Here is a 25,877-nt window from a genome sequence, read left to right as displayed (position 1 = left end):
ACCCTATCGCACCGTTTCATATTGACGTTCCATTCCAACTTTTTTCCAAATCCTCCTTCTTTCGTTCAATAGGAATTCTACACCCAAAAGAGCAAAAGCGGCCGCCAGAAACCAACGGAAGCGCTCCTCCCAGCGGGCCATAAACTGGCCGGTTAGCTCCTTCCGCTCCATTTTTGATATATCGTCAAAAATCTTGTCCAATTCCAACTCCCCGGCGGTCGCCCGGTAATATTTGCCGCCGGTCTTGAGGGCCGCCTCCTGCAGTCCGGCCTCATCCAGCCGGCTCATTACCACCTGCCCCTCGTCGTCTTTTTTATACCCGGTTACCTGCCCGGCGACGTTGCGCAGTGGAATCGGTTCGCCGGCAGGAGTTCCCACCCCGATGGTGTACAAGACGATGCCGGCCTTTTTCGCCTCCTCTGCCGCTTTCAGCGGGTCCGATTCCTGGGTATCCTCCCCATCCGTGATGGCAATCAAAACCTTGTGCTTCCGCTCTTTTTCCACAAAAGCCGAAGCGGCCCGGCGGATGGCTTCCCCCAAAGCCGTGCCGGGTTGGGGGACAGAGCCGTAGTCGATGTCGGACAAAAACATTTTGGCGGCGGAATAATCCATGGTAAGGGGGCATTGGACGTACGCCTCGCCGGCGAAAACGACCAACCCAATCCTATCCCCCTTTAACATGTCAATCAATCCGGCGGTTTCCGACTTGGCCTTTGCCAGCCGCGAGGGGGGCATATCGGCCGCCAGCATCGAGGCGGAAACGTCAATCGCCACAATAATATCCAGCCCTTCCCGTTTGACTAACTCCATTTTTTTTCCCCACTGCGGACGGGCCAAAGCGAGAATCACAAAAGCCGCGGCCAGCAAAACCAGCGCATATTTCCATCGGCGGATTTTTTCTGAAAACCCCTCCATCAAACGAAAGAGCAGCTCCACATCCCCGATCTTTCCCAGTGCCTTTTTGCGGCGGCGTTCCAGCCAGTAAAAGAACAAAAACAAAAGCGGCAGGCCCAAAAGCCCGAACAGAAAAACCGGCTCGGCAAAACGCATTACGGCAGCCTCCGAAAAACAGTGCCGGAAAGAAAGAGTTCAAAAACCAAAACCGACAAGGCCAAAAGCGCCCAGATGCGGAATTTTTCATCAAATTCCCAGAACTCCTTCACTTTGATTTTGGTTTTCTCCAGCGCATCGATTTCCTTGAAAATCTGGGAGAGGGCCTGCGGGTCTTTGGCCCGGAAGAAGCGGCCGCCGGTCAACTGGGCCATTTTTTGCAGAGTCGGCTCATCGATATCGGATTGAACCTGCATGTAGCGCTTTCCGAAAACCGGGTCGTCCACCGGCATCGGCACCAACCCCGGCCGGCCGATGCCGATGGAATAGACCTTGATGCCCAGCGCCTGCGCCACGCCGGCAGCCGTGAGCGGGTCGATGGCGCCGGCGTTGTTGGCCCCGTCCGTGAGCAAAATGACCACCTTGTTTTTGGCGGGGGAATCCTTCAAGCGGTTGACCCCGTTGATTAACCCCATCCCGATGGCCGTGCCGTCTTCAATAAGACCGAAACGGACATCCCCCAAGAGGTTAAGGAGAACACCGTAATCGATGGTGAGGGGACACTGGGTGAAGCTTTCCTTGGCGAAAATCACAAGCCCGACCCGGTCGGTCTGGCGCCCCATAATGAAATTTTTGACGACGTCCTTGGCCACATAGAGCCGGTTTTGGGGGTGAAAATCCTCCGCTTTCATGCTGCCGGAGATGTCCATCACCAGCATAATGTCGATGCCGGAGGTGGAGCTTTCCAGATTGCGGGTTCCCTTCTGCGGGCGGGCCATTCCGAGAATCAGAAACGAAAAGACCAACATCCGCAAAAGTTCGGGCAAAAAGGAAAACTTCTGCCGCCAGCTTTTGCGCACGCCGGCGGCACGGGCCACGTCCGAGAATCGAATCGTCGGCGCCTTCTTTTTTCTCCAGTGCCGGACGAGCCATAAAAGGGGGAGCAAGGCAAACAGCCAGAACGCTTCCGGGTGGGCAAACTGGAACATCAGGCCGGCACCTCCTCTGCAAGGGCCGCCGTTTCCGGTTTCGGTTTGGGGCGGGTGGCCGCTATCAGTTTTTTCAAGCGTTCCACGTTTTCGGCCATCCGTTTTTCGTCCGGCTCCCAGCGGGCGAATTTGACCAAATCGCAGAAGGTCAAAAATCGTTTGGTCTCCGACCATGCTTCGTCGGGCAAAAAATTCCGCAGGTTCGTCAACTGCTCTTCGGTGGTCAAATCCTCGGCCGGGATTTTGTACATCCGGTGGGCGTACCAGCGGAATATTTCCGAAAGACGGATGTGGAAATGCTTGAGGTTTCTTTCGGTCAGGAGGGTCGAAAGCAAAAGCTCCTCCAACTCGGCCAACGCGATTTCCCACGGCGGTCTTAGATCCGGCTTTTTTTCCACCGGAATTTCGACCGTTTTATGCTTCATAACCCGGAAAACGAAAGCAGCGACCGCAAGCACCCATAGGAATAGGCCTATCCAGGGCCACCAGTTGATGCCGACTTCTAACGGCGGTTTTTCGGCTTTCAGGCGGTGCTGGGTCGAGTCCGGTTCCAGAAGCGAAACAACTACCAGCTTTAAAGCGGGGGAAAAAACCATTCCACCGCTGTCCCCTTTTTGATTTCGATAGGTTATCGGCAGAGGGGGAATGGTGAGCGTATCGACGGTAAAGGCGGTGATCTCAAAAACCGCGCGGCGCACCTCGCGCCCTTTCAGACGGATTGACGGCAAAATGGTGTCCTTCTTGATTTCAAAACCGGTCAAATTGGAGCCGAAAGGGACGGAATCCAGCTTGACTTCCGGGTAACTGAAAATCTCGAGGGTGTAGGCGGTGACATCCCCTACCGTGATTTTGTCTTTGGAAAGCGAGGCCCGGACCTCGACAGGCGAAAGGTTGGTTTGGGCATACGTGAGTGAAAATGCAAAAAAATTGGTGCACAAGAAGAGTATGCCCCCCCGAAACAACGCCCTCCCTCCCCCGCTAATAGTCTTCGCTTTGCTCAGAACGACAGATTGGGGGATTGCACAACGCATCTATCTAAATCGTCTTTCCCGTTCTTTGAAGAATTTCATCAGGGGAACCAAGTACGGGCGGCCATTTTGGATGGGGATGAAGTCGGTTTGGTAGCGGCGGAAGGTGCGTTCCAAATTTGCCTGAAAGGCCCGCGCGCGCCCTTTGTAAATTTTTCTAAATTGCGGATCGGCGGCATCCACTACAACCCGCTGCCCCGTTTCGGCATCTTCCAGCGTGACCAGCCCCACAGGGGGCAACTCTTCCTCACGCGGGTCGGACAAAACCAAAGCGATAACGTCATGCTTGCGGGAAGCGACGGAGAGCGCCCGCTCCCAGCCGGAATCGATGAAATCGGAGACAAGGAAAACGATGCTTCGCCGTTTGAGGGCGGTTATTACAAACTCAAGCCCCGCCGCCAGGGAGGTTTTTTTCCCCTGCGGCTCAAAATACAAAAGTTCGCGGATCAGTCGGAGCACATGGCTTTTCCCCTTGGCCGCCGGGACGAAGCGCTCCACTTGTTCCGTGAACAAAATCAAACCGGTTTTGTCGTTGTTGAAGGCGGCGGCAAAGGAGAGAATGGCGCAGACCTCGGCGGCGGTTTCCGATTTCCACTTCCCCGCCGTGCCGAAGCGGCCGGAGGCGGAGACATCCACCAGAAAAGCCAGCGTAAGCTCCCGCTCCTCCCGGAATTTTTTGACGAAGGGGACCCCCGTGCGGGCGGTGACGTTCCAGTCGATAAGCCGGATATCGTCCCCCGGTTGATACTCCCGCACCTCTTCAAACTCCATCCCCCGCCCTTTGAAGGTGGAATGGTATTCGCCGGAAAAAACCTCGTTGACCAGCCGGCGGGAGAAAATTTCAATCCGGCGGATTTTCTCCTTGATTTCCTTGGGAATCACGGCACTTCGATTTGGTCAAAAACCTTGCGCACCACCGCATCCGAGCTCATCTCCTCCGCCTCCGCCTCGAAGGTCAAAAGCACCCGGTGGCGCAAAACGTCCAAGCCGATCGCCTTGACATCCTCCGGCGTGACGTACCCCCGTCCAGACAGAAAGGCGTGGGCCTTGGATGCCAAAGTCAGGAAAATCGTGGCGCGCGGGGAGGCACCGTAGGCAATCAGCCCTTCCACCGGAACCTTGTACGCCTTGGGCTCGCGGGTTGCAAAAACGATGTTCAGGATGTAATCCTTCACTTTTTCATCTACATAGATTTTATGGACGATTTCCCGGGCGGCCAGAATATCCTTCGGCTTGATTACCGCGTTGACCTTGTGATTGGTCCCGACGGTTTCCCGGTTCAAAATCTCCAGTTCCTCCTTGCGGTTGGGGTAGCCGATGGACAGCTTGAAGATGAAACGGTCCAATTGCGCTTCCGGCAAAGGATAAGTCCCCTCCTGTTCAATTGGATTCTGGGTGGCCATAACCAAAAAAGGCTCTTCGAGTGGAAACGTTTTCTCCCCGATGGTCACCTGCTTTTCCTGCATCGCCTCCAGCAAGGCCGATTGGACTTTAGCCGGAGCGCGGTTGATTTCGTCCGCCAAAATGAAGTTGGAAAAGATCGGCCCTTTTTTGACCGAAAACTCCCCTTTTTGGGGGGAATAAATCATCGTGCCGATTAAATCGGCCGGGAGCAGGTCGGGGGTGAATTGAATGCGCTGAAAGCTGGCGTCTATGACCGCCGAAAGGGTGCGCACGGCCAGCGTTTTGGCCAAACCGGGAACCCCTTCGATTAGAATATGGCCGCCGGTTAAAAGGCCAACAAGCATCCGGTCGATCATATATTTCTGGCCGACGATGACCTTGCCGACTTCGTCCTGTAGCGGACGGACGAAAAAGGCGGCTTTTTCCACCTGAGATTGAATTTTTTCAATCTCTTCGTGCATTATACCCTCCTTCTGTAAAAGCATATAAACTTATACACGGAAAGTTCCAAAAGCAATTGGTTTGTACGGGTATCCTATACCTTCCCCAGCCAGAGGGCCAAAAGCCCGGCGGCCATCGAGAATTTAAGGTAGCGGTTGGCCCGGCACAAAACGGCCGGCACGGGATTGGAAAGGACACGGTAAAGGGTGATGAATAAAACCACGTCAATGCCGGCAATCACCAAAACCAGATAGAGCCAGTTAAATCCCTCCGTGAAAAAAGGGAGCCAAGCGACAACGGCCAACAAGGCGAGAATGGCGGCGGCAACATGCGCCGAAAGTTTGGCGGAGGTGAGAACGGCAAAGGTTTTGGCCCCTTGCTGCAAGTCGGCTTCCCGGTCTTCGGCAGCTTTCATAAACTCGCGGCCCAAGTGAAAGAGGAAGCCGAAAACAAAGGCATAAAGCGGAAGGCGGATTCCCGGATACCCCGAGACCCAGGCACCGAAAAGCAAGCCGAACGCGGAAAGAAAGGCGGTGACCAGATGGCCGAGAACGGCCACCCGTTTGAATATCACCGCATATTGAACCACCAAAAGTCCGGAGAGGAAAGCGGCAAAAAAGCTTTTTGGATTGATAAAATAGGAAAGTACAATTCCAACCAACACACACAAAAATCCGAAAAAAACGGCGGCGGGACCGGAAAGCTCCCCCGCCGGAAGGGGGCGGGTGGGTTTGTTGATTTTGTCGATTGTCCAGTCGAAAAAATCGTTTAAAGCATAAGCGCCGGTGGCAATCAGAAAGGCGGAAAGGCAGCCCAGGTATACCCCCGGATTAATCCATGCGGCGCTCTGACTTTTTCCTCCGGCGGCAAAAAAAGCCCCGATAAGTACGGAGGCGACGACCATTGCGCCGTTCCAGACCCTTCCCAGCCGGGCAAAGGCCCAGAAGCGATTTATCATTTTATATAGAACCAGTCCAATTGGGGCGTGGAAAGAAACTCCGAGCCATTCGTTGTAACCAAAAGATCCTCCTCCAGCGAAACCCAGCCAGCGCCAGGAATTTGCACTTCCAGCTCAAGGGTGAAAACGTTGTCCTTTTCCACTTTGCCGTATGGAGTCTGGCCGTAGCGCTCCCAGCGGGGACCCAAAAGCGTGCCGCCGTCATGAACAGCCCTCCCCAGTTGGTGGCCCAAAGCATGCTGATAATCCGGAAAACCGTGACTTTTGATGACTTTGCGGGCTAAATCGTCTATTTCCGCCCCAATTGCGCCGGGCTTAAGGGCCTCTTTGGACTTCAGAATAGTATCCTTGACCGCTTCAAACCCTTTCTTTACCGCCGTGGGCGGCTCCTTCTCTCCCGGTTTTAAAAAGTAAGCAAGGCGTTGGAGGTCGGAACAGTAGCCGTCCACCCGGTGTCCGAAATCGATGTGAAAAATATCTCCCGGCTCCAGCTTGGCATCGGAAGGACCGACATGGCCGACCGGCGATTTGTCGCCGTGGTTGATGATTGAAGCAAAGGATTTTGGGGCGTTATAAGCCCCGCTCCGCTCGGCAACGAAGGCATCCACCTGCTTCTCGGTGACGCCCGCTTTGAGCCAGCCCAGAAGCTCCTGCCAGATCTTTTCGGTGATTTTGATTGCCTCTTTGATTTTGGCCACCTCGCCCGGAAGCTTGCGCCCTCGAAGGGCGGAAATCACCGGCTCGGCGGAAATCAGACGGTCGCGGTAGGGTGTGCCCTGCAGGACCTTGTCCAAAAGCAAAAACATTCCGTACGTCAAGCCGTCGGAAAGGTTGTTGTCGGGGGAATAGTTGATGGCAACCGTTTTCGGGTCGAGCCGCTTCAGTTCCTCAAGTAAAAACGGGGCAAAATCTTGATGGTAGCCGATGATTTTGTCGTACACCCCCATTCGCTTGAAGTTTTCGGTGTCGTAATGCCCCATAATGGCGATTTTTTCCCCTTTGGCGGAAACCAGAAAGGCGGCCTGCCAGACAATCATTGAACTTCCAAAGTAATCGTAGGCCGGGTCGGGGATAACTTCTGTTTCCCGCACGAAGGTTAGCCATGAATCGATTTTCTTCTCTTTCAGGATTTCAACAGCTTGTGCCAGCTTTTCTGCAATCATACGTTCTCCTAAAGCATTTTTAACCAAGCAATTATCATATCCGGCAAATTTAGATTATATTGGCCCGCTAAACAAGGAGAAAAATGCAACCACGAGCCCGGATTAGCGTAGGAAATCAAACGTATGGAAAAAAATTGGGGTGTGCGGAAAAATGGCTGAAGTTTATCTAAAAATCGACTCGATTTGCAAAAGTTTCGGCGCCTTTAGAGCCGTTGATTCCCTCTCGTTGGAAGTGCCCGCCGGTTCGGTTTACGGCATTTTGGGGCCAAACGGCGCGGGGAAAACCACCACCATTCGAATGCTTTTGAACATCATCGCGCCGGATTCCGGCCGAATCGAAATCGGCGGCAAGCCCTTTTCCGAGGAGCTGAAAAAACAAATTGGTTATCTGCCGGAGGAACGGGGAATTTTCAAGAAAATGAAAATCCTTGACTTGTTGAGTTACTTCGGCGAATTGAAGGGGCTTTCCTCCAAAGAGTCCAAACGCCGGGGATCTGAATGGGCGGAGCGCTTGGGATTGAAGGATTGGTTGAAGAAAAAAGGGGAAGAGCTTTCCAAGGGAATGCAGCAGAAGGTTCAGTTCATCTGCACGGTTTTGCACGAGCCCAGGCTTTTGATTCTGGACGAACCCTTTTCGGGTCTTGACCCCATCAGCATGGATTTGCTGAAGGATACCATTCTGGAGTTGAAAGCCAAGGGTTCCACGATTCTTTTCTCCACCCACCAGATGGACAGCGCCGAACGGTTGTGCGAATATATCTGTCTCATTAATCGAGGGCGGAAAGTTTTGGACGGGCGGCTTTCGGAGGTGAAACGGGGCTTCGGCAAATCCTCGCTCGCCGTATCGGTCGAGGGGGATTCTTCCTACTTGTCCGGGCTCCCCGGCGTGGCGCGGGTGGACGACTACGGCGCTTATAAGGAGGTTCGCCTCGTCAATGGAGGCAATTCGCAAAAACTGTTGCAGGAAATAACCAGCCGGAGCGTCGTGCACCGGTTTGAACTGATGGAGCCCTCATTGCACAACATTTTCATCGAGGCGGTGCGGGGATCGGAGGGAAAATGAGAAATCTGTGGGTGGTCACCAAGAAGGAATTTTTTGGGATGGTGAAAACCAAGGGGTTTGTCATCGGCATTTTTTTGGGGCCGCTCATTCTGGGGGCCTTCATGTTTCTTCCCGCTTTTCTGGCCCGAAAGTCGAAGGAGCCGCAGCAGCGGATGGCCATAATCGACCAGACCGGCTGGCTTTACAACAAGCTGGACAGCGTGTTGGTGGACACCCTGCCGGGAGGCGAGAGAGCCTATATCCTCTCTCAAGTGCCTTATCAGTTGGCGACGCTCAAACAGGAGGAAGAGCAACTCCGCGGCCGGATTTTGAAAAAGGAACTGGACGGCTATCTTTTCATACCGGCCGGAATTGATACCGGCACCCCGCCGGTATATTACACCCGCTCGGCGGGAAACGTGGTGACCCAGAACCGGCTGGAAAATCGCATGCACGATTTGGTGGTCGCCCGGCGATTGGAAAAACAGGGAGTGACCGTAGGGAATTTGAAAAGCCTGCTATCGGACGTGGAAATCGAACTGCGGCAAGTGACTGAAAAGGGGACGACAAAAACCAGCTTTTTTACCGTATACCTCACCTCCTTTTTTCTGGTCATCCTGCTCTTCACCACTGTTTTGGGATACGGCCAGCACCTGGCCCGCTCCATCGTGGAGGAGAAAAACACCCGCATCATCGAGGTGCTCACCTCCTCGGCCACGCCGTTTCAGTTGCTGATGGGAAAAACGATCGGGTTGGGCGCCGCAGCCCTATCCGGAGTTCTGGCGATGTTCTTCCTGGGATTTCTTTTCGGCGCCCCGCTCGTGCGGATGCTGGAGATGGAAAACATAAAAAACGTTTTCAACCCGCTGCTTCTGGTCAATTTTGTAGTCTACCTTTTGCTCGGCTATTTTTTCTTCATGTCCATCTTCACCATTCTGGGGGCCATTTCCAACTCCGATCAGGAGGTGCAAAGCATGGTGGCGCCGATTGTCTGGGCGATGGTGCTTCCGATGATGATTGGATTTTTGGTGGCCCAAAACCCCAATGCCGGGTGGATTACCGTTCTCTCCCTTATTCCCTTTTTCACGCCGACATTGATGGTGATGCGGATTTCCTACCTTCCCCCTTCCTGGCCGGAGCTCTTGGCCAGCTACGCCATAATGTTCCTGTCGATTCTGGCCATGGGCTGGCTGGCGGCCAAGATTTTCCGGGTGGGGATTTTGATGTACGGCAAACGCCCGACTTTGCCGGAGCTTGTGCGCTGGCTGCGCCACCGGTAAGAAAGCCGGGTCAAGAGTAGCTCCTGACGCTCCGGTTCATCGAGAAATAGGTTAAAGTATTACTTTAACTGTTTTTCCCGTCCTCGTCAACCAAAAGTTCATCCATCTGCTCCAGAAACCGGAGCGAGCTTTTGTCTCCCAATAGGTGTGCACCCCGGCTGGCTTTGGTTTCGAGGTAGCGGCGGTTGAACTCGTTGGGGGTAACGATGAGGGGTATCCGTTCGACAACGTTGATGCCCAAATCGGTCAATTGCTTGATTTTTTGGGGGTTGTTGGTCAAAAGCTTTATCGAGCGGACCTTCAGGGAGGCGAGCATATGGGCGGCGATGCGGTAGTCCCGCTCATCTTCGCGGAAGCCCAAGGCCCGGTTGGCATCGAAAGTGTCCAGACCCTCCTCCTGCAGGGCGTAGGCCTTTATTTTGTTGGAAAGCCCGATCCCCCGCCCCTCCTGCCGCAAATACAAAAGGATGCCGAAGTTCTGCCGGCCGATGTAGTCGAGGGCCGCTTCCAGCTGCTCCCGGCAGTCGCAGCGCAACGAACCGGCCACGTCGCCGGTCAAACATTCGGAATGCAGGCGGACCGGAACGTTTTCGGCGCCGTAAACGTCACCGGCAAGAAACGCGGCATGGTCCAAATTGTCGAAATTGTTGTGAAAGGCGACGACTTGAAACTGGCCGAAGCGGGAAGGCAGGCCGGCAACCGCCACAATCCGTACGCAAAGCGTGCATTCCGGGCAGATGTGCTTTTCATTCTCGGATAATATTTTTTTAATCTGCTCTTTGGACAGGGACATTAAATTCTTTCCCAGCGCTGAAAGACCTCTTCGAGATGGGCGGCCACTTTTTCAATCGCTCCCAAGGCATACTGCTTGGCTTTGACCGGGTCAAAATCCGGATACCCCTCTCCCTTTGCGTAGGTGATGATGGAACCGGGATTGGGATACGCCTCGATTCCTTCCTTGTTGGGATAAACCATTTCCGGTTTGTAGCGCTCCTTTTTCACCAATTCCGGCCAAAAGGCCAGAATGAAGGCGTTTTCATCCAAGGCGGCGTGCCCGCCCGATTGCCCGTACACGTTCTTGCAAACCTCCGTTGCCAAAATCCACCAGTGCACCACGGCGACTTTCAGCCCGGTGCGGTGGAATCCTTCCAATCCAACCTTGTTTAGCGAAGAACTGTTCCCGCCGTGGCCGTTCAAAATCACCAGTTTTTTGAATTTGTGGTCAAAGCAGGAATCGATGATTTCGGAAATGTAGGCCTCAAAAGTCGCCGGACGGACGGTGAGGGAACCGGGATAGCCGTAAAGGGAGCGGGTGATGCCGTAGGGGACGGCGGGGAGCACGACGGCCTTCAAACGATCGGCAATTTCTTCCGCAATTTTTTCGGGGATTAGGACGTCGGTGGCGAGGGAAGTGACGCCGTGGGCTTCGATGGTGCCGACGGGCAGAATCGCCGTCTCGCGCAGGGCCGGCACGACCTCACCGAATTCCTGCCAGGTCAGGTGGGCCAGCTTCATTACGTCTGAAGGATTCTGGCCAAAACTTCTTCGGTGTGCTTTAAACTTTTCTCATCCCCCGCCATACGGAGCTGATTAATGTCCCGCACCAAAAATTCCAAATCGTCGGTGGTGTCCACGTCGTACCACAGCTCAAGCTCCTCCCACTCAAGGCCCAGCTTTTTAATCCGCTCCACCGTTTCGCGGTACACCCCACCCGTACCCCAGGGAATGTTTTCAAAAAGCCGGGGATGCGGTTTCTTGAGGCCGATAAGATAATAACTGCCATCCAGAGTCGGCCCCAGCACCACGTCCTTTTTGTGCAGCACCTTGAAGGCCCGGTCCAGCGTTTTCTTTGGCAAACTGGGACTGTCAATGCCGATGACGACGACCTCCTTGTACCCTTCGTTAAATACCTGGCGGAAGGTCTTCTCCAGCCGCTCTCCCAGCTGGCGGCCGCGCTGGTCGGTCAGCACCAGCTTCTCCTTCAAGAACTCCCGTTTTTTCCCCTTGAGTTCCGAAGCGAAGTTTTGCAGCAATTCATTCAGATGAACCTTGGGGCCGTTTGCCAGACAGGCCACGTACAAATGCCCCACTTCGGCGGAGATTGCCAAATGAAGGGTGTCCAGCACAAGGGCCTGATATAAATCAAGGGTGTCCCGGGCGGAAAGATCCTGGTTCAGGCGGGTTTTGACCTTTCCCTCTTCCGGTTCCCGTGCCAGAATTACGAGCGCGCGTTCAGAATTGTTCATACAAGCCCTGCATCAATGTAACGCTCCAAAAAGATAAATCAACCCCTTAGGGATGCCAAAGGACTCAAAGGAAGTTTGGAAATTGGAAAATGGTGCTAAACCGAGCCGGTGAAATCCAAAAGTTCTTTTTCCGAACAATTGCCAACGCTGCAGCAGAGCATGCCGTCCCAGACCCAGAAGGCCATACGCGCCCCTTTATGCTCCGCGACGATGTATTCCCTGCCGTTACGGTTGTATTTTTCCCCTTTTGGAAGCGCCGCCGGCTCTTTACAGATTAAAAAGGAAATCCCTTCTCCATCCGGACCGGTAAAATACAAACAGGCGGCCGGCTTGCCGTTCCAGGCGCCGGCGTGGAAGGCTTTAAGCTGGCCGGAGAATTTCAACTCGTTTATCTCCGGGTTAAATCCCAAAAGGGAGGTCAAAACGGCGTTGACGGAATCGATGGAAACCGCTTCGGGCAGTTGCGGGGTATTGACCGAAAGATGATTGGTATGCTCGGCGGCCGCCTGCAGAACGAGCGGATCAGAAGAGCCGCCCAAATCCGGCAGGCCGAAGGCAAAAAAGAGCACCACGGCGGCCGCGGCGGCGGCCGTCCCGCCCCAGAGCCAAATTCGGTTCGATTTCGGCTCCGTTTTTTCCGGCTGGGAGGCGATGGTCGCGAGCTCCGTCAAAATCCGCACCTTCAACTGCTCCGCCTGCGGCGAGGCAACCGAGCGCTGGCGCACCAGTTCCTTGATTTTGAATTCCATGTCAAAAGCGTCGAAACAATGGCTGCAGAGCTTTAAATGGGCCTCCACCTCGGCCATCGTCTGGCCGTCCAGTTCCCGGTCCACGTATTCGTACAGGTATTGGGCGGCTTTGCGGCAGTCCATTATTCGCTTTTTTCCCTGGCAAAACCGGATTTTTTGGCAAACTCCCAGAGCGCTTTTTGCAAAAGCTTGCGGCCACGGTGCAGGCGGGATTTGACGGTACCCAACTCAATCCCCAGAATTTCGGCTATTTCCTGATAGGAAAAACCTTCAACAAAATTCAATAAAACGACCATTTTGAACTCTTCCGGCAGGCGGTCCAGCGCTTTCTGAACTTCGTCGCCGTACAGCTTATCAAACAACTCCTTTTCCGGATTGGTTCCGTCTTTTTGGGCCCCCCCCGCGATCTTGCTGTAGAGGGAAAACTCTTCCATGTCGTCAAAGGAGGTTTCTTCCGGGCGCTTGGCCTTGTCCCGGTAGGAGTTGATGAAAAGGTTGGTCATAATTTTGAAAAGCCAGGCCCGGATGTTGGTCCCCTGTTCGAACCGGTTAAAGAAACGGTACGCTTTCAGGTAGGTTTCCTGCACCAAGTCCTCCGCATCGGAGGAATTGCGGGTCATCCGCAAAGCCGTGCGCAAGAGCGCATCGGCGTGGGGCAGTGCGAGTTGTTCAAATTCCTTGTGGTTCTCTCCTGCCATCTTCGCTCGCCGTGAAAGGTAGGGCGGCCAACGAGAAAAGTAAAGCGTCCCGGATCGCCTTGCCCGGCGGGGCTTCTGCCGTTATTTTCCTTGGGATGCTGACAAGCGGGCCAACCGTTCACCATGATAAACCCTAAAAGAGGGTCCTATGCGGAAAATTTCTTTTCTAATGCTGCTCGCATCTATGTCTCTTCAAGTCGCCGTGAGCGCTGAAGATACTGCGGATTGGAAAACGCGAATTCAAGGTTATGCCGACGAATTTGGCGGCCGTGTCGGACTGGCGGCCAAATCGCTCACCACCGGCGAAACGATTGCCGTCAACGCGGATACCCTTTTCCCAACGGCCAGCGTCATCAAGCTGCCGGTATTGGTAGAGTTGTTCCAACAGTTCCAGGAAGGGAAATTGCAGCCGGAAAAGCCCGTCCCCCTTTCGGCGGAAACCAGCGTGCCCGGCGATGGTGTTTTACGGTTCTTTCACCAAGGTCAAACCCTCCAGCTTATCGACATCGCCACATTGATGATAATTTTGAGTGACAACACGGCAACCAACTATGTCATTGACCAGTTGGGCAATACTCATGATGAAAAACTGGAGGCGGTCAACCGCCGGATGCGGCAGCTCGGCTTGAAGAACACCAAATTGCTCAACAAGCTCTACTCGCTCAAGACCAAGAAGAACACGGAAGAGGCGCGCCGGTTCGGCATCGGCGTAAGCAGCCCGACCGACATGGTTCTGCTTCTGGAAAAACTGGTGCGCGGCGAAACGGTAAACAAAAAGGCCTCGGAGGAGATGATTGCCATTATGAGAAATCAAATGGACAAGTCGCAGGCCGCCCGTTTTCTGCCGTTTACGGAAGATACCTCCCTCTGGATTGCCAACAAGACCGGCTCTTTGGACGACCGCAAAATCGACGTGGGGATCGTCTCTTCCGCCAAAGGAAGTTACGTCTATGCCATCTTTTGCGATAACTCCGCCGACTTGGGGGAACAGCCGGACAATATGGCTACCTTGGCCGTGGCCAAAATTTCTCGACTGTTGTATGAACAGTTTATGAAGTAAATGTATTGCCTATCCGGCGCCCAAGAAGCCAAGGCAGTGGAAACCCGCTACGTTCGCTCAGATAAGAGCGAGCTTTTTCTCTCTTTTGCCTAACGAGTGCGAAGCAAAATAAAAACGCTTGGAGGTATCCCCGGCGAAGGGCCGTATCAGCCGATATTCTGCAGGGCGGGGAAGGTTTCCAGAAGCCAGTTGCCCAAAGCGCCGAGGCGGTTGAAGAAGATGAGCACGCCGATGCCGACCAGAAGCAGGCCGGAGACAATTTCGATGGTGCGGAAATGTTTTTTAAAAAAACCGGAAAAACCGATAAACCAGTTGAAGCTGACCGCGGTAATCAGAAATGGAATGCCGAGGCCCAAAGAATAAAACGTCAATAGCAGCATCCCCTGCCCCACCGTCCCCTGATTGGCGGCCAGCCCCAAAATCCCTCCCAAAATCGGCCCGATGCAGGGGGTCCAGCCGAATGCAAAAGCGACGCCCACCAGAAAGGTGCCCAAGGCCCCCAGCGGCTTGCTGCGGGTTTGAATCCGCTTTTCATAATTCAAAAACGGGATGCGGATGACCCCCATGACGTGCAGTCCCAAAATCACGATGACGACTCCGGCAATCCGGTTAAACAGACCGATTTTGTTGGAGAGCAGAAATTTCCCAACCGCCGTGGCGGAAGCCCCCAGGGTTATGAACACGGCCGAAAAACCCAAAACGAAGATGAACGAGCTTAGGGCCACTTTGCGCAGAACCTCTGCTCGTTTTTCGGCGGCACTCATATCGGCCACGGAAACCCCGGAAATAAAGGACAGATAGCCGGGAATCAAAGGCAAAACGCAGGGGGAAATGAATGAAATGAAACCAGCCCCCAACGCCGCCAGCAAGCTGATGTTTTCCGTGAACATACGTTTCTTTAACCCTTTTTAGTAATCATCCGTTCCCAAAATATATGTTTTTTCGACGCAAAAAAAAGAATTTCCGCCCGCGGTAAAATTTATTCTTGTTACGATTGAACTTGAGTAGGAATAAAATTACTTGCCCGACTTGCCCAATTTTTCCTGCAAAATCCTCAGAATCTCTTCCTTGTCCAATTGGGAGGAGAGCCGCTGGGCGACCTCCTTCACCACGGCCGAAACCACCTGGTTCACGAGTTCCTCCGGATTGACCGCCGGAGCGGCTGGGGCGGGGGCCGGCGCGGGACTTGGAGGCGCGGATGCGATTTTAACCTTGTCGGTCTTTACTTTCTGCTGGGCCTCCACCACGGCGTGGGGATCAATCTTGGTTTCGCCGTAAACCGGTTTCTCTTCGGACTCCAGCTTGGTCATTTCCTTTTTGAACTCGTTGATGAAACGCTCGTACCCCAGCCGGGAGGTTCCCAATTCCTCCACTTTGAGCTTCAGCTCCTCGGAGGTCTCTTCCTTCCGTTTGGACGCCGGCGGAGGCGCGGGGGAATGCGGTTTCTTGGCCTGCGGGGTGGGGCTTTGGGATTCCTTTTGCATCTCCTTCAAAAACCAGTCGTAATCGTGGGGCGCCTCCTGCGAGGCCCCTGCGCTGAAGGTGAGGTCAAGCTCTTCCTCCCCCAGCCCGAACGGGTTTGAGGCCAGAATCAAATCATCCTTTTCCTTTTGTTTTTCCAGTTTGAGCTTGTCGGAGTCGGACTTTGACGGTGCGGCCGCGCTTCTGGACGGCTCGGTTTTCTTGGGGCGTTCGTGCGCTTTGGGTTTGGTTTTCTCCTCTTGACTGTATAATTTGATGGTCATTTCGTCCGGATCGGCGGGCCCCCAGATTTGCGGATTTGCGGGCTTGGAGGTTGTCTCGGACGGAACGGTCGGGACTTTGCCCGTTTCCTCCTCCAGTTGACGGGTTGCCGCCGCGCTCAAGAGTTTTTCCAAATCCAGCTCCTCCTCTTCCTTGCCGGTGGAAGAAAGGGCCTCTTCCAGAAGCGAGGATGCGGCGATTTTGCTTGTGTCCTGGGCCCGGCTGGAGCCCTGCGCAAAAGGAGAAAGATACTTCTGGGCTTTTTCAATAAAATCCTTTGGAACGAACGGCTTGAACAAATAATCGGAGGCGCCCGCGGCCAGAAACTTCTCCGCCTCGCGGGCTTCGCCGGCTCCCAAAAGCATAATCACGGGGATATTGCGGGTATGCGAATCGGCTTTCAGTTCCCGGCAAACCGCAAGCCCGTCCTTGCCGGGCATCGTGTAGTCCAGAAAAATCAAATCGGGGTTCTGGCTTTTAGCCATCACCAAGGTCTTGGCGCCGTCCGAGGTGGAAATGACCTCGTAGCCGTTGTGGCGCAAAAGCGATTCCGCCACCCCGCGGATGGTGGCCGAGTCGTCGGCGACTAAAACCTTAGACATTCCCCTCCCCTGCAATCCAAGGTTTATTCGTTGTCCCGCTCTCCCAGAAGTTGGCTGGCTTTTTCCAAAATCTTTTTGTCCCGGCGAGAAAGTTTATGGTATCCCCCTACTTGCTTGATACGGTCTAAAACCTCATCGGCGGAAGCCAGAAGCGCCCTTCGCTCGGCCTCTTCCCGGTAGTACTTCCGCTCCTTTAGTTTATATCGGAAGCTGCGGCCGAAATCTGTAATCCATTTTAAGGAACGGCCCCGCTTTAAATAGACCCAGCCGACCAGAAGCCCCCCCAGATGGGTGATGTGGCCGATGCCGTCGGAGGTGTGCTGAAAGGAGGCCAAAAGAGCAAAAAAACCGAAAAATAACACCAGATATTTCGCCTTGACCGGCACCAGGAACCAGAGGTAAATAATGCGGTTGGGATACAGAAGCCCGAATGCCGCCAGAATGCCGAAAAGCGCCCCGGAAGCTCCAATGGTGGCCGCGGATGAGTTCCAAGTAAGCCCCAAGGTGAAAAGCCCGGCGCCGATGCCGCAGACGAAATAGAACTTGTAGAAGTATCGCGTGCCCCAATCCCGCTCCAAATCCTGCCCGAACATCCAGAGGGTGAACATATTGAAAAGGATATGGAAAAAATCGCCGTGCAAAAACATGTAGGTACCCAACTGCCAGAAATAAAGCTTTTGATGAACCAAAGTGGGGGTGAGTCCGAAATACTGCACCAGCCAGCCGGAGCGTACAATCAATTGAAGGAGAAAGACGATCCCGTTGGCCAGCAAAAGATTGCGGACGGCGGGGGTCAGCCCGCCGTAAACCGGCCAGGAAGGGCGTTGCAAGGGCTCGATGTAGCGTTCCGAACGCATACTGCCTTAAGCTAAGCTAAAATCCCCTTCAATCAAGCAAAAAATTCGGTTATTTTGCGCCGTAATTTTTGGAGACCGGAGGAGCTCCGCCGTGCAAAGGCCGGTCAGTTTATCTTCCAGCGGAAGTCGATTTTGGCCGTTTGAGCGAACATGGCGGTGACCGAACAGTACTTGTTTTGGGAAAGCTCCACGGCCCATTTCACGTCGCTTTCCTTTATTCCTTCCCCTTTGATTTTGTACAGGATGGTGGCTTTGGTATAAACCTGGGGATGCTCCTTGGCCCGTTCCGCCTCTATTTCGATTTCCAGCCCTGCCGGCTCCACCCTCCGTTTCTTGAGGAAGGCGACCACATCCATTCCCGTGCATCCCCCGAGCGAAATTAGCATCAATTCCATCGGGCTGGGGCCTGAATTATCCCCTCCCTTCTCCACCGCCGAGTCCATCCGGACGGTATGGCCGGACTCGCTTTTCCCCAGAAAAGCGATTTTCTCCTTCCAGACAACCGTGGCTTTCATATGCTCTCGTTGATCCCACAAAAACAGAAAGAGCCGCTCTCTGTTTCAACCGGGAAGTGGCGAAGTTACCGGCTGGTGCAAGCTTTGTCAAGGCAAAGCAATCCAATTCTTGATTTCCAAGCGAAAAAGGGTATCATCAAAAATTTGATGCCAAGCCGGCGAGCAAAAAAAGGATGAAACCGGACGAAAGTTCATCGAATCTCACATTCAGCGTCAAGTTTTTGCTGCGCGGGTTGGGGTACCGCAACTATCGCCTCTTTTTCGCCGGGCAGGGGATTTCGCTGATTGGCACTTGGATGCAGCAAACCGCCATGACTTGGCTGGTTTACCGGCTGACCGACTCTGCCTTTATGCTCGGCGTAGTCGGTTTTTCCAACCAAATACCGGCTTTTATTCTGACACCTTTCGGCGGGGTGTTGGCCGATCGGGCCAACAGGCATCGGGTTTTGCTCGTCACACAGATTCTATCGATGCTGCAAGCTCTGACCTTGGCTCTCCTCGTTTTAACCGAAAACATTCAGGTCTGGCATATCATTGCGTTGGGAATTTTCATTGGTAGTATCAATGCCTTCGACATCCCCACCCGCCAGGCCTTTCTTTTGGATATGATTGAAAACCGGCAGGACTTGGGGAATGCCATTGCCTTAAATTCCTCGATGTTCAACGCCGCCCGGTTGATTGGACCGTCGATTGCCGGAGTTGTAATTGCGCTGGCCGGCGAAGGGGTCTGTTTTCTTCTGAATGCTTTAAGTTTTCTGGCGGTTCTGGCGGCTCTTTTGGCGATGCGCCTCCAGCCGCAAAAAATGGCCGGACAGCAAACCAATTCGCTTCACGGCTTGAGGGAAGGGCTCCGCTACGCTTTTACCTTCACTCCGATCCGCTCGGTCTTGTTTTTGGTGGCTCTGGCCAGCGTGATGGGGATTCCTTATTCCACCTTGATGCCGGTTTTTGCGCGCGACATTTTGCACGGCGGCTCGCACACGCAGGGGTTTTTGATGAGCGCCGTGGGGCTGGGGGCTTTGAGCGGGGCGCTTTTTTTGGCCTCCCGCAAAAACGTCCGGGGATTGGGAAAGATAATTGCCCTTTCGGCGGGACTTTTCGGCGCCGGGATTGTCATTTTCTCCTTTTCAAAGATTCTTTGGCTTTCGCTTTTCGCGATGGTTCTGACTGGTTTCGGAATGATGGTGCAGATGGCTTCCAGCAACACTGTTTTGCAGACGCTGGCGGATGACGACAAGCGGGGACGGGTGATAAGCTTATACGCCACCGCCTTTATGGGAATGATGCCGTTCGGCAGCTTGCTCGCCGGGAGCCTCGCCGGCCAAATCGGCGCCCCCTCTACTTTGCTGATTGGCGGGCTTTGCTGCATCCTGGGAGCTTTGCTTTTCGCCCGCCATCTCCCCTCTTGGCGGCAAATGGTGCGCCCGGTTTATGCCAAAAAGGGGATCATCCCGGAAATCGCGGAGGGGCTGCGGGCGGCAACCGGCATGGCCACCCCGCCGAAGGAATAGCGCACCGCTTACTAACGTTTTTCCGCCTTCATTCTCTCGAGATACCCCTCGTAATCCGGCAAAAGCCGTTCATATTCAACGGACATTAACGGGGAGGAAATCATAAAATCGGCCGTGGCGCGATCGCAGGCAACGGGAATGTTCCAGACCACAGCGATGCGCAAAAGCGCCTTTACGTCCGGGTCATGCGGGTGCGGCTCCAAGGGGTCCCAAAAGAAGATGAGAAAGTCGATTTCTCCCTCGGCGATTTTGGCTCCCACCTGCTGGTCGCCCCCCAAGGGGCCGCTTTGGAGCTTGATGACCTTGAGACCGAGTTCCTCTTCAACAAGCTTGCCGGTGGTGCCGGTGGCGAAAAGTTGGTGATGGGAAAGCGACCCTTTGTTAAAGCGGGCCCATTCAAGCAGATGTTCTTTCCTGTTGTCGTGGGCCACCAGGGCGATTTTTTTTCGGGGCTGCATAAAAATTTTTTTGTGCGCCATTCCGTTCTCCTTTTACAAGAGCAACAACCGAATTTTTCTGGCGAAAAGCAAGAAAAACCCGTTGGAGGTCTAAAGGGTCTCCATAATCAAACAAGTCTCAGATGGGATGGCAAATTGACCGGTTACTTCATCAAGCGGGCGTATTCTTTGGCAATGCAGCGGTCCATTATGATAAAACCCCACTTTTGACGGATGACTAAACCGCGGCCTTCGTCCCGAATCCTTTCCTGCAGCCAGAAGTTTTTGATGCCGAGTGATAGCCCCTCGTCAATCGTTTCTCCGACCGCTTCCGAACGGCGGAAGCAATCAACCAAATCAATGACGCCGGGAACCGAGCGCAAATCGGGATACGCCTTCAGCCCCAAAACTTCGGTCTCCTGCGGATTGACCGGGACGATTTCATATCCCTTGGATAAAAGAAACCGGGCCACTTCGTTGCTGGGGCGGGCCGGGTTGGAGGAAAGCCCGACGATGGCGATTCGTTTGGCCGCCTTCAAGAAGTGGACAATTTCGTCATCGGAAGGGTTTCTCCACCGGCCGTTGGGGGAGACAAGAGTCATATTCGGTTGTCAAAACGGCCGCCCCGGTTTACTGGAGCAGCCGCATCAGTTTTAATTCCCCTTTCGAAAAAATTCGCCTTAGGCCAGCACTTTGGACAGCTTGTCCACAAACATCTTCTTGGGCGCCGCCCCCACCACCTGCTCCACCGGCTTGCCGTCTTTGAAAATCAAAAGAGTCGGAATCGAAAGGATATTGTAGCGTGAAGCGGTCTCGACGTTGGCATCCACATCCACTTTGACCACCTTCAGCTTGCCGTTGTATTCTTTGGCCAGTTCGTCCACAATCGGCGCCACCGCCCGGCAGGGGCCGCACCAGACGGCCCAAAAATCAACCAAGACCGGTTCCTTGGCCCGCAAAACTTCCGCTTCAAAAGTGGCGTCGGTAACTTCCATCGGTTTCATTCATTGCCTCCATTCTACTTGCATTATCAACCCAATATAACCGGCTCTTGTTCCCGGACAAAAGGATATTCCCGCCCGGAGGTTCGCCAGGCCTCCAGAATCTCCCCGACCACGTAGTGCGAGCCGGTCACCGTCAAAAGCTCCCCAGGTCCAAGCAAGGCATACGCTTTCCAAAGCGCATCCGCCGGCTTTTCAACAATCTCATGGGGAATACTGTCCCCGATGGCCTTGGATAAAATCCCCGGCTCAAGCGCCCGCTTGGAATCCGGCCGGACGAAGTAAAAATATTTGGCCAGCGGTTTCAAGGCCAAAAGGAAGCGATGGTAATCCTTGTCTGCCAAAATCCCCAAAACGAAAACCACTTTTCCCGGCCAGAGCCGGCGGAGAGACCCGGCCAGCCGGGCGGCGGCGGCGGCGTTGTGGGCCACGTCCAGAACCACCGGCGGCTCCTTGGAAATCAGCTCCAGCCGGGCCGGCCAAAATACCGATCGGGCTCCCGCTTCACAGGCTTCGGGCGGTATCGAAAAACTGTGTTTGCGCAGAAGCTCGACAGCGGTCAGGGCAACCGAAAGATTTTCCCCTTGATACCGCCCGGCCAGGTTCAAAAAAAGTTCTCCGCTTGGACTGAAATCTTCAGCCACCCGGAAGCGGCTTCCCGACCAATCGGACTTCAGCAATTTGACCGGCGCACGCTCGGCGGCTACGGTCAAGGGCGCCCCTTTCCTTTCAGCCGTTTCTGCAACAACCCGAAAAGCGGCGCTTTTCAAGTTTCCGACCACAACGGGTCTTTCCGGTTTGATAATGCCCGCTTTTTCGAATGCGATTTTAGCCAAACTTTTACCCAGCCGGTCGGTATGGTCCTTGTCGATGCTGGTAATGACCGAGAGCACCGGTGAAACGACGTTCGTCGCATCCAACCGCCCGCCGAGGCCGGTCTCGATGACCGCGATATCCGCTTTCTGATCAGCAAAGTATTGAAAAGCCAGCGCCGTGGTCGCTTCAAAAAAAGTTGCTCTATGTTTTTCTATTTCGGGGCGAAGCGGTCCAATAAAACCCTCAATAAATGCATTCGGAATTTCTTCGCGATTCACTCTCACCCGCTCGTTGAAACGGACCAGATGGGGTGAAGTGTACAGCCCGACTTTGTAACCGGCCGCAAGAAGCATCGACTCCAAAATGGCCGCCGTGGAACCCTTGCCGTTGGTGCCGGCGAGGTGTACAACCGGATACCGATTTTGGGGGTTGCCTAAAAACTCAGAGAGAGCCCGGATGTTATCCAGCCCCAGCTTGATGCCGAAAAGCTCCAGGTCAAAAATAAATTTTATCGCGCTCGAAGTCATCGTATCGGGATGGTCCAAATCCCAACGGCGGGAAAGTTAGTTCCGCGGCGTCCCGTTGCCGCTGAAGTATTCCAAAAGGAGGTTGATGGTCCGGCGCAGTTCCTTCCGCTCGCAAATCATATCCAGAAAACCGTGCTCCAAGAAAAACTCCGAGCTCTGGAACCCCGGCGGCAGCTCCTGGCCGATGGTCTGGGCGATTACCCGCGGCCCGGCAAACCCCAAAAGCGCCTTCGGCTCGGCAATGATCACGTCCCCGAGGGAAGCATAGGAGGCCATCACCCCGGCCGTGGTGGGGTTGGTCAAAACGCTGATGAACGGCAGGTTTTTCTTTTGCAGCTGCGCAAGCAGGGCGGAGGTCTTGGCCATCTGCATCAAGGACAAAATCCCCTCCTGCATCCGCGCCCCGCCGGAGCAGGAAACGATGATCAAGGGGATTTTGCACTCCAGCGAGCGTTCGATGGCGCGGGCGATTTTCTCTCCGACCACCGAGCCCATGCTGCCGCCGATGAAGGAAAAATCCATCACGGCAAGGGAAACCTCACGCCCGCCGATTTTGCCGAGCCCGCAAACGACCGCGTCCGAAAGTTCCGTTTTCTTGCGGGCATCCCGGATGCGGTCCGGGTAACGCTTGGAATCCTTGAAGCGCAAGGGATCGGCGGAAACAATGTTTTTGTCGTACTCCTTCCATTCCCCCGGATCCAAGAGCAGGTCAAGGTAATCCTTGAAGCGGATGCGGAAATGGTAGCCGCACTTCGGGCAGACCCACAGGTTTTTTTCCAGCTCCCGCACAAAGATGATTTCCCCGCAGGATTCGCACTTGGTCCAAAGCCCTTTGGGAATTTCCTTTTTCTCGCCGCCGACAATCCCTTCGCGGGTTTTTTTGAACCACTCCATTTTTATCCCCGCAATCCCGCTTTGACGGACGGACCGGGCGGGCGCAAAAGGACCGCCGCCACCGGCCGGAACAGCACCAAGGCATCTTCCTTCGGTTTGCGGTAATAGTTTTTACGGCGGTACACTTCCCGGAAACCAAGCTCGTCATACAACCGGCGTGCGGCCGCGTTCGACTCCCGCACGTCCAGCCAGACTTCCTTGGCGCCCCCTTCCCGTCCCTGCCGGATCATCTCGAGTATCAACCGGCGGGCAATCCCTTGCCGTCTAAAATTTTCCTTCACCGCCACGCTGGCTAGTTGCAGTTCCTCGAAAATCAGATAGGCGCACAAATAGCCCGCAAGCTCGCCGCCTCCCGAATCCGCCATGCGGGCTGCCAGCATTATGGAAGAACCGTCCCCCAACTGAATCTCAAACGCCTTCCTGGGCCAGGGATCGGTAAACGATTCCCTTTCCAGCCGGACTATTTCATCCAGATCCGTCACCGCCATTCGCTCGACGCGAATTAGACCTCCGGTTTTCGGTTCTTTCACTTGCGGCATCTTGCTACGCGAACTCCTTGAATTTGGTCTCGAACGATTTCAAAAAAATCGGTTCCAAAACGTCCTCCTTGCCGGCCGGGTTTCCGAGCCTGCCGGCAGCCGCCATCTGGGCCAGGAGCCCGGCCGAAGGATGCCAGAATTCTTTGGCCGCCGCCCGGTCTTCCGGACGTACCCGCCCCGTCACCTCCACCCGCTCCGTTTCGAAAGCGGAGCCGGTCACCCAGACCGGTTCCTCCGGCCAGATCAACTCCTCAATTTTTTGTGCGGCGAGCGGCTCCGCTTCCTCCAGACCATTTTCGGCCCAAACGAACATGCCACGGTAAAAATACCCTTTTTTCGCCCCCGTCAACACTAAAACTTTATTCATCGCATTCTTGGAGTGCCCGGCCGGAGCATCCATATCCTTGGAGGCGCTTTTCGACCCTTGACCGAAACCAAGATGCATCCCGCCCGCATCAGGTTTAAAAGCCGGCTGGATTGCCCGGGAGTCGGCGGCGGAGAGCCCTTTTTTGAACTCCGCTGCAAGTGCCAGCCCAAGCGCGGTCAGTTTGAGTGACGGAAAAGTCCAAATCGGTTTATCGCCGTTAAAGGCCAAACCGAATATGGCGGCAAAGCCGACTTTAAGGCCGGTGAAGCTGCCCGGCCCCGAGCCGAGGGCAAAACCGTCCAAATTCGCCGGGCTGATTCCCGTTTCGGCAAGAAGTTTCTGAATCTCCGGCGTTAAAAGCCCGACTGTTTTACTTCCGGCGGCAAACCGGCTCTCGGCTAAAATCTTCCGGCCGTCGGCCAGACCCAAAGTCACCACAAGTCCGGAGGAATCGAGGGCTAAAACCTTCACAATGCTAAAATAGCTCCTTAGAAGCCAAAAACAAGCACGCACGCCCTTGACAAACCTTCGCCCACCCCCTACCATCCCCCCCTTATGGAAATAGACCCGTCTGGCGCAGGAGGGGAAGGTCCTTCTTTTGGCCAGCGGCTTAAACGCATCCTCTTAGGCGGCCCGCGCCGGCTTACGGACAAGGCCATCTTCCACCGGCTCTCTCTGGTGGCTTTCTTGGCCTGGGTGGGATTTGGGGCGGATGGGCTTTCCTCCTCCGCCTACGGCCCGGAGGAAGCCTTTCGCACGCTCGGTGAGCACCGCTATTTGGCGGTAATCCTGGCCGCTTTAATGGCTTCGACCGTCTTAATCATTGCGGCTGCTTACAAACGAATCATTGAAGAATTCCCCAGCGGCGGCGGTGGATATGTGGTCGCGACGAAGTTGCTGGGAGAGAAGCTGGGGGTGGTTTCCGGCTGCGCCTTGCTCGTGGATTATATCCTGACGATCACCATTTCGCTGGCCGCTGCCGGAGACGCGCTCTTCAGCTTTCTGCCCTATGCCTGGCACAACGCCAAGCTTCCCCTTGAAATCTTTTTGGTTTTGATAATGACCACACTCAATATGCGCGGCGTGCGGGAATCGGTGATTCCCTTGACCCCCGTCTTTTTAATATTCGTGGTCACCCATGTCGTTGGAATCATCGGCGGGATTATTGCCCATGCGCCGGAATTGCCTGAAACGGCGCGGCAGGTGAGCACGGGTTTCCAGCAAGGGTCCATGACGCTCGGAATGGGAGGCATGCTTCTGCTGTTGGCGCATGCCTATTCACTCGGAGGCGGAACGTACACCGGTATCGAGGCGGTTTCCAACGGGCTCACGCTAATGCGGGAGCCGAGAGTGGAAACCGCGAAAAAAACGATGAACTACATGGGGGCTTCCCTCGCGTTCACCGCCACCGGCCTTTTGATCAATTACCTGCTCTGGAATGTGGAACCGGTGGAAGGAAAAACCTTGAATGCCGTTTTGTTCGGGGATCTGGTACGGGGAATTCCGGGTGGGGCGGTTTTTTTGATGTTGACCCTCTTTTCCACCTCCGCGCTTCTCGTGGTGGCCGCTCAAGCCGGTTTTTTTGGCGGCCCCCGGGTTTTGGCCAACATGGGAATCGACTCCTGGATGCCCCACCGATTTGCCTCCCTTTCCGACCGGCTGACGGTGCAAAATGGCATTCTGCTGATGGGAATTGCGTCGCTGGCCGCCCTGCTTTACACGCGTGGGGACGTCCGCCATTTGGTGGTCATGTACAGCATTAACGTCTTTCTGACTTTCTCCCTTTCCATGCTCGGCATGAGCCGGCTTTCTTGGCAACGGGTCCGGGAAGGGAAGTCCGGAAAACGCCGGCTCGCCCTCTTTTTAATCGGGCTCTTTCTTTGCCTGACCGTTTTGACCATAACCTCCATTGAAAAATTCGGCCAGGGGGGCTGGATTACCCTTTTGGCGACCGGCGGGG

The 25,877-nt window shown here is 54.6% G+C and carries 28 protein-coding genes; 5 read left to right on the top strand and 23 right to left on the bottom strand.

Translation table 11 applies throughout. The features are described from left to right. Positions 1–3: 3 nt before the first annotated feature. From VNL73_00920 to VNL73_00890, 7 genes are all read right to left on the bottom strand, one after another. On the bottom strand, positions 4–1,050 hold the full coding sequence (locus VNL73_00920) for a VWA domain-containing protein (protein ID HXF47972.1): 1,047 nt from the start codon (positions 1,048–1,050) through the stop codon (positions 4–6). Then, entirely contained in the window at positions 1,050–2,039 is a 990-nt protein-coding gene (locus VNL73_00915) for a VWA domain-containing protein (GenBank protein ID HXF47971.1), read from the bottom strand. The genes VNL73_00920 and VNL73_00915 overlap by 1 nt, the downstream gene beginning before the upstream one ends. Then, positions 2,039–2,977: a hypothetical protein gene (locus VNL73_00910; protein HXF47970.1), complete on the bottom strand. Its 939-nt coding sequence runs from the start codon at positions 2,975–2,977 to the stop codon at positions 2,039–2,041. Before VNL73_00910 ends, VNL73_00915 begins: the two co-directional genes overlap by 1 nt. A gap of 93 nt (positions 2,978–3,070) precedes the next feature. Beyond that, entirely contained in the window at positions 3,071–3,949 is an 879-nt protein-coding gene (locus VNL73_00905) for a DUF58 domain-containing protein (protein ID HXF47969.1), read from the bottom strand. Then, positions 3,946–4,932 (bottom strand): MoxR family ATPase, encoded by a 987-nt coding sequence (locus VNL73_00900; GenBank protein ID HXF47968.1) that lies wholly within the window; start codon positions 4,930–4,932, stop codon positions 3,946–3,948. The genes VNL73_00905 and VNL73_00900 overlap by 4 nt, the downstream gene beginning before the upstream one ends. Positions 4,933–5,006: 74 nt before the next feature. Next, positions 5,007–5,870 carry a geranylgeranylglycerol-phosphate geranylgeranyltransferase gene (locus tag VNL73_00895; GenBank protein ID HXF47967.1) on the bottom strand — a complete coding sequence of 288 codons (864 nt, stop codon included), beginning with the start codon at positions 5,868–5,870 and terminating at the stop codon, positions 5,007–5,009. Next, positions 5,867–7,033: a Xaa-Pro peptidase family protein gene (locus VNL73_00890; GenBank protein HXF47966.1), complete on the bottom strand. Its 1,167-nt coding sequence runs from the start codon at positions 7,031–7,033 to the stop codon at positions 5,867–5,869. Before VNL73_00890 ends, VNL73_00895 begins: the two co-directional genes overlap by 4 nt. A gap of 151 nt (positions 7,034–7,184) precedes the next feature. Between VNL73_00890 and VNL73_00885 the strand changes: the two genes are divergently transcribed. Continuing rightward, positions 7,185–8,096 carry an ATP-binding cassette domain-containing protein gene (locus tag VNL73_00885; protein ID HXF47965.1) on the top strand — a complete coding sequence of 304 codons (912 nt, stop codon included), beginning with the start codon at positions 7,185–7,187 and terminating at the stop codon, positions 8,094–8,096. Next, positions 8,093–9,355: an ABC transporter permease gene (locus VNL73_00880; protein HXF47964.1), complete on the top strand. Its 1,263-nt coding sequence runs from the start codon at positions 8,093–8,095 to the stop codon at positions 9,353–9,355. Before VNL73_00885 ends, VNL73_00880 begins: the two co-directional genes overlap by 4 nt. 64 nt (positions 9,356–9,419) lie before the next feature. Here the strand turns inward: VNL73_00880 and ribA are convergent, their stop codons facing one another. The 5 genes from ribA to VNL73_00855 form a co-directional block, all read right to left on the bottom strand. Further along, positions 9,420–10,148 carry a GTP cyclohydrolase II gene (gene ribA / locus VNL73_00875; protein HXF47963.1) on the bottom strand — a complete coding sequence of 243 codons (729 nt, stop codon included), beginning with the start codon at positions 10,146–10,148 and terminating at the stop codon, positions 9,420–9,422. After that, entirely contained in the window at positions 10,148–10,870 is a 723-nt protein-coding gene (locus tag VNL73_00870; protein ID HXF47962.1) for a creatininase family protein, read from the bottom strand. The genes ribA and VNL73_00870 overlap by 1 nt, the downstream gene beginning before the upstream one ends. Then, entirely contained in the window at positions 10,870–11,601 is a 732-nt protein-coding gene (locus VNL73_00865; protein HXF47961.1) for a TIGR04282 family arsenosugar biosynthesis glycosyltransferase, read from the bottom strand. Before VNL73_00865 ends, VNL73_00870 begins: the two co-directional genes overlap by 1 nt. A 95-nt stretch (positions 11,602–11,696) precedes the next feature. Then, a complete protein-coding gene (locus tag VNL73_00860) occupies positions 11,697–12,473 on the bottom strand; it encodes a zf-HC2 domain-containing protein (GenBank protein ID HXF47960.1) in 777 nt (258 codons plus the stop codon). After that, positions 12,473–13,048 (bottom strand): sigma-70 family RNA polymerase sigma factor, encoded by a 576-nt coding sequence (locus VNL73_00855; GenBank protein ID HXF47959.1) that lies wholly within the window; start codon positions 13,046–13,048, stop codon positions 12,473–12,475. Before VNL73_00855 ends, VNL73_00860 begins: the two co-directional genes overlap by 1 nt. Before the next feature lie 202 nt (positions 13,049–13,250). On the opposite strand from VNL73_00855, the gene VNL73_00850 reads away from it, so the two are divergent. Beyond that, complete coding sequence (locus VNL73_00850) at positions 13,251–14,108, top strand: serine hydrolase (protein ID HXF47958.1); 858 nt, start codon at positions 13,251–13,253, stop codon at positions 14,106–14,108. Between the two features lie 146 nt (positions 14,109–14,254). On the opposite strand, the gene VNL73_00845 is transcribed toward VNL73_00850, so the two are convergent. The 4 genes from VNL73_00845 to VNL73_00830 form a co-directional block, all read right to left on the bottom strand. Next, on the bottom strand, positions 14,255–14,998 hold the full coding sequence (locus VNL73_00845; GenBank protein ID HXF47957.1) for a cytochrome c biogenesis protein CcdA: 744 nt from the start codon (positions 14,996–14,998) through the stop codon (positions 14,255–14,257). Between the two features lie 126 nt (positions 14,999–15,124). Then, on the bottom strand, positions 15,125–16,453 hold the full coding sequence (locus VNL73_00840) for a response regulator (GenBank protein HXF47956.1): 1,329 nt from the start codon (positions 16,451–16,453) through the stop codon (positions 15,125–15,127). Between the two features lie 23 nt (positions 16,454–16,476). Next, the gene (locus tag VNL73_00835; GenBank protein HXF47955.1) at positions 16,477–17,310 is read right to left on the bottom strand and encodes a rhomboid family intramembrane serine protease; all 834 of its coding nucleotides are present in this window, start codon (positions 17,308–17,310) and stop codon (positions 16,477–16,479) included. Between the two features lie 104 nt (positions 17,311–17,414). After that, entirely contained in the window at positions 17,415–17,825 is a 411-nt protein-coding gene (locus VNL73_00830; GenBank protein HXF47954.1) for an OsmC family protein, read from the bottom strand. A 173-nt stretch (positions 17,826–17,998) separates the two neighbouring features. Between VNL73_00830 and VNL73_00825 the strand changes: the two genes are divergently transcribed. After that, a complete protein-coding gene (locus VNL73_00825; GenBank protein ID HXF47953.1) occupies positions 17,999–19,336 on the top strand; it encodes an MFS transporter in 1,338 nt (445 codons plus the stop codon). An 11-nt stretch (positions 19,337–19,347) separates the two neighbouring features. On the opposite strand, the gene VNL73_00820 is transcribed toward VNL73_00825, so the two are convergent. The 7 genes from VNL73_00820 to tsaB all read right to left on the bottom strand — a co-directional run bounded on the left by VNL73_00820 (position 19,348) and on the right by tsaB (position 24,388). After that, entirely contained in the window at positions 19,348–19,815 is a 468-nt protein-coding gene (locus VNL73_00820) for a methylglyoxal synthase (GenBank protein ID HXF47952.1), read from the bottom strand. A 122-nt stretch (positions 19,816–19,937) separates the two neighbouring features. Further along, complete coding sequence (locus VNL73_00815) at positions 19,938–20,375, bottom strand: CoA-binding protein (GenBank protein ID HXF47951.1); 438 nt, start codon at positions 20,373–20,375, stop codon at positions 19,938–19,940. 78 nt (positions 20,376–20,453) lie between these two features. Continuing rightward, positions 20,454–20,777: a thioredoxin gene (trxA, locus tag VNL73_00810; GenBank protein ID HXF47950.1), complete on the bottom strand. Its 324-nt coding sequence runs from the start codon at positions 20,775–20,777 to the stop codon at positions 20,454–20,456. Positions 20,778–20,803: 26 nt separating this feature from the next. Continuing rightward, a complete protein-coding gene (locus VNL73_00805) occupies positions 20,804–22,117 on the bottom strand; it encodes a folylpolyglutamate synthase/dihydrofolate synthase family protein (GenBank protein ID HXF47949.1) in 1,314 nt (437 codons plus the stop codon). Between the two features lie 36 nt (positions 22,118–22,153). Beyond that, on the bottom strand, positions 22,154–23,011 hold the full coding sequence (gene accD, locus VNL73_00800; protein HXF47948.1) for an acetyl-CoA carboxylase, carboxyltransferase subunit beta: 858 nt from the start codon (positions 23,009–23,011) through the stop codon (positions 22,154–22,156). A gap of 2 nt (positions 23,012–23,013) precedes the next feature. Continuing rightward, positions 23,014–23,550, bottom strand: coding sequence for a ribosomal protein S18-alanine N-acetyltransferase (gene rimI, locus VNL73_00795; protein ID HXF47947.1), 537 nt, complete (start codon positions 23,548–23,550; stop codon positions 23,014–23,016). Positions 23,551–23,554: 4 nt separating this feature from the next. Then, the gene (gene tsaB, locus VNL73_00790; protein HXF47946.1) at positions 23,555–24,388 is read right to left on the bottom strand and encodes a tRNA (adenosine(37)-N6)-threonylcarbamoyltransferase complex dimerization subunit type 1 TsaB; all 834 of its coding nucleotides are present in this window, start codon (positions 24,386–24,388) and stop codon (positions 23,555–23,557) included. An 84-nt stretch (positions 24,389–24,472) separates the two neighbouring features. Here tsaB and VNL73_00785 point away from each other — a divergent pair. Then, on the top strand, positions 24,473–25,877 hold a 1,405-nt coding region (locus VNL73_00785), incomplete at its 3' end, for an APC family permease (GenBank protein ID HXF47945.1).

Source organism: Verrucomicrobiia bacterium, from assembly GCA_035574275.1.
Classification (GTDB): domain Bacteria; phylum Zixibacteria; class MSB-5A5; order DSPP01; family DSPP01; genus DSPP01.
Note: the sequence above shows the minus strand (reverse complement) of the source record. Positions and strands in the feature narration are given on the sequence as shown.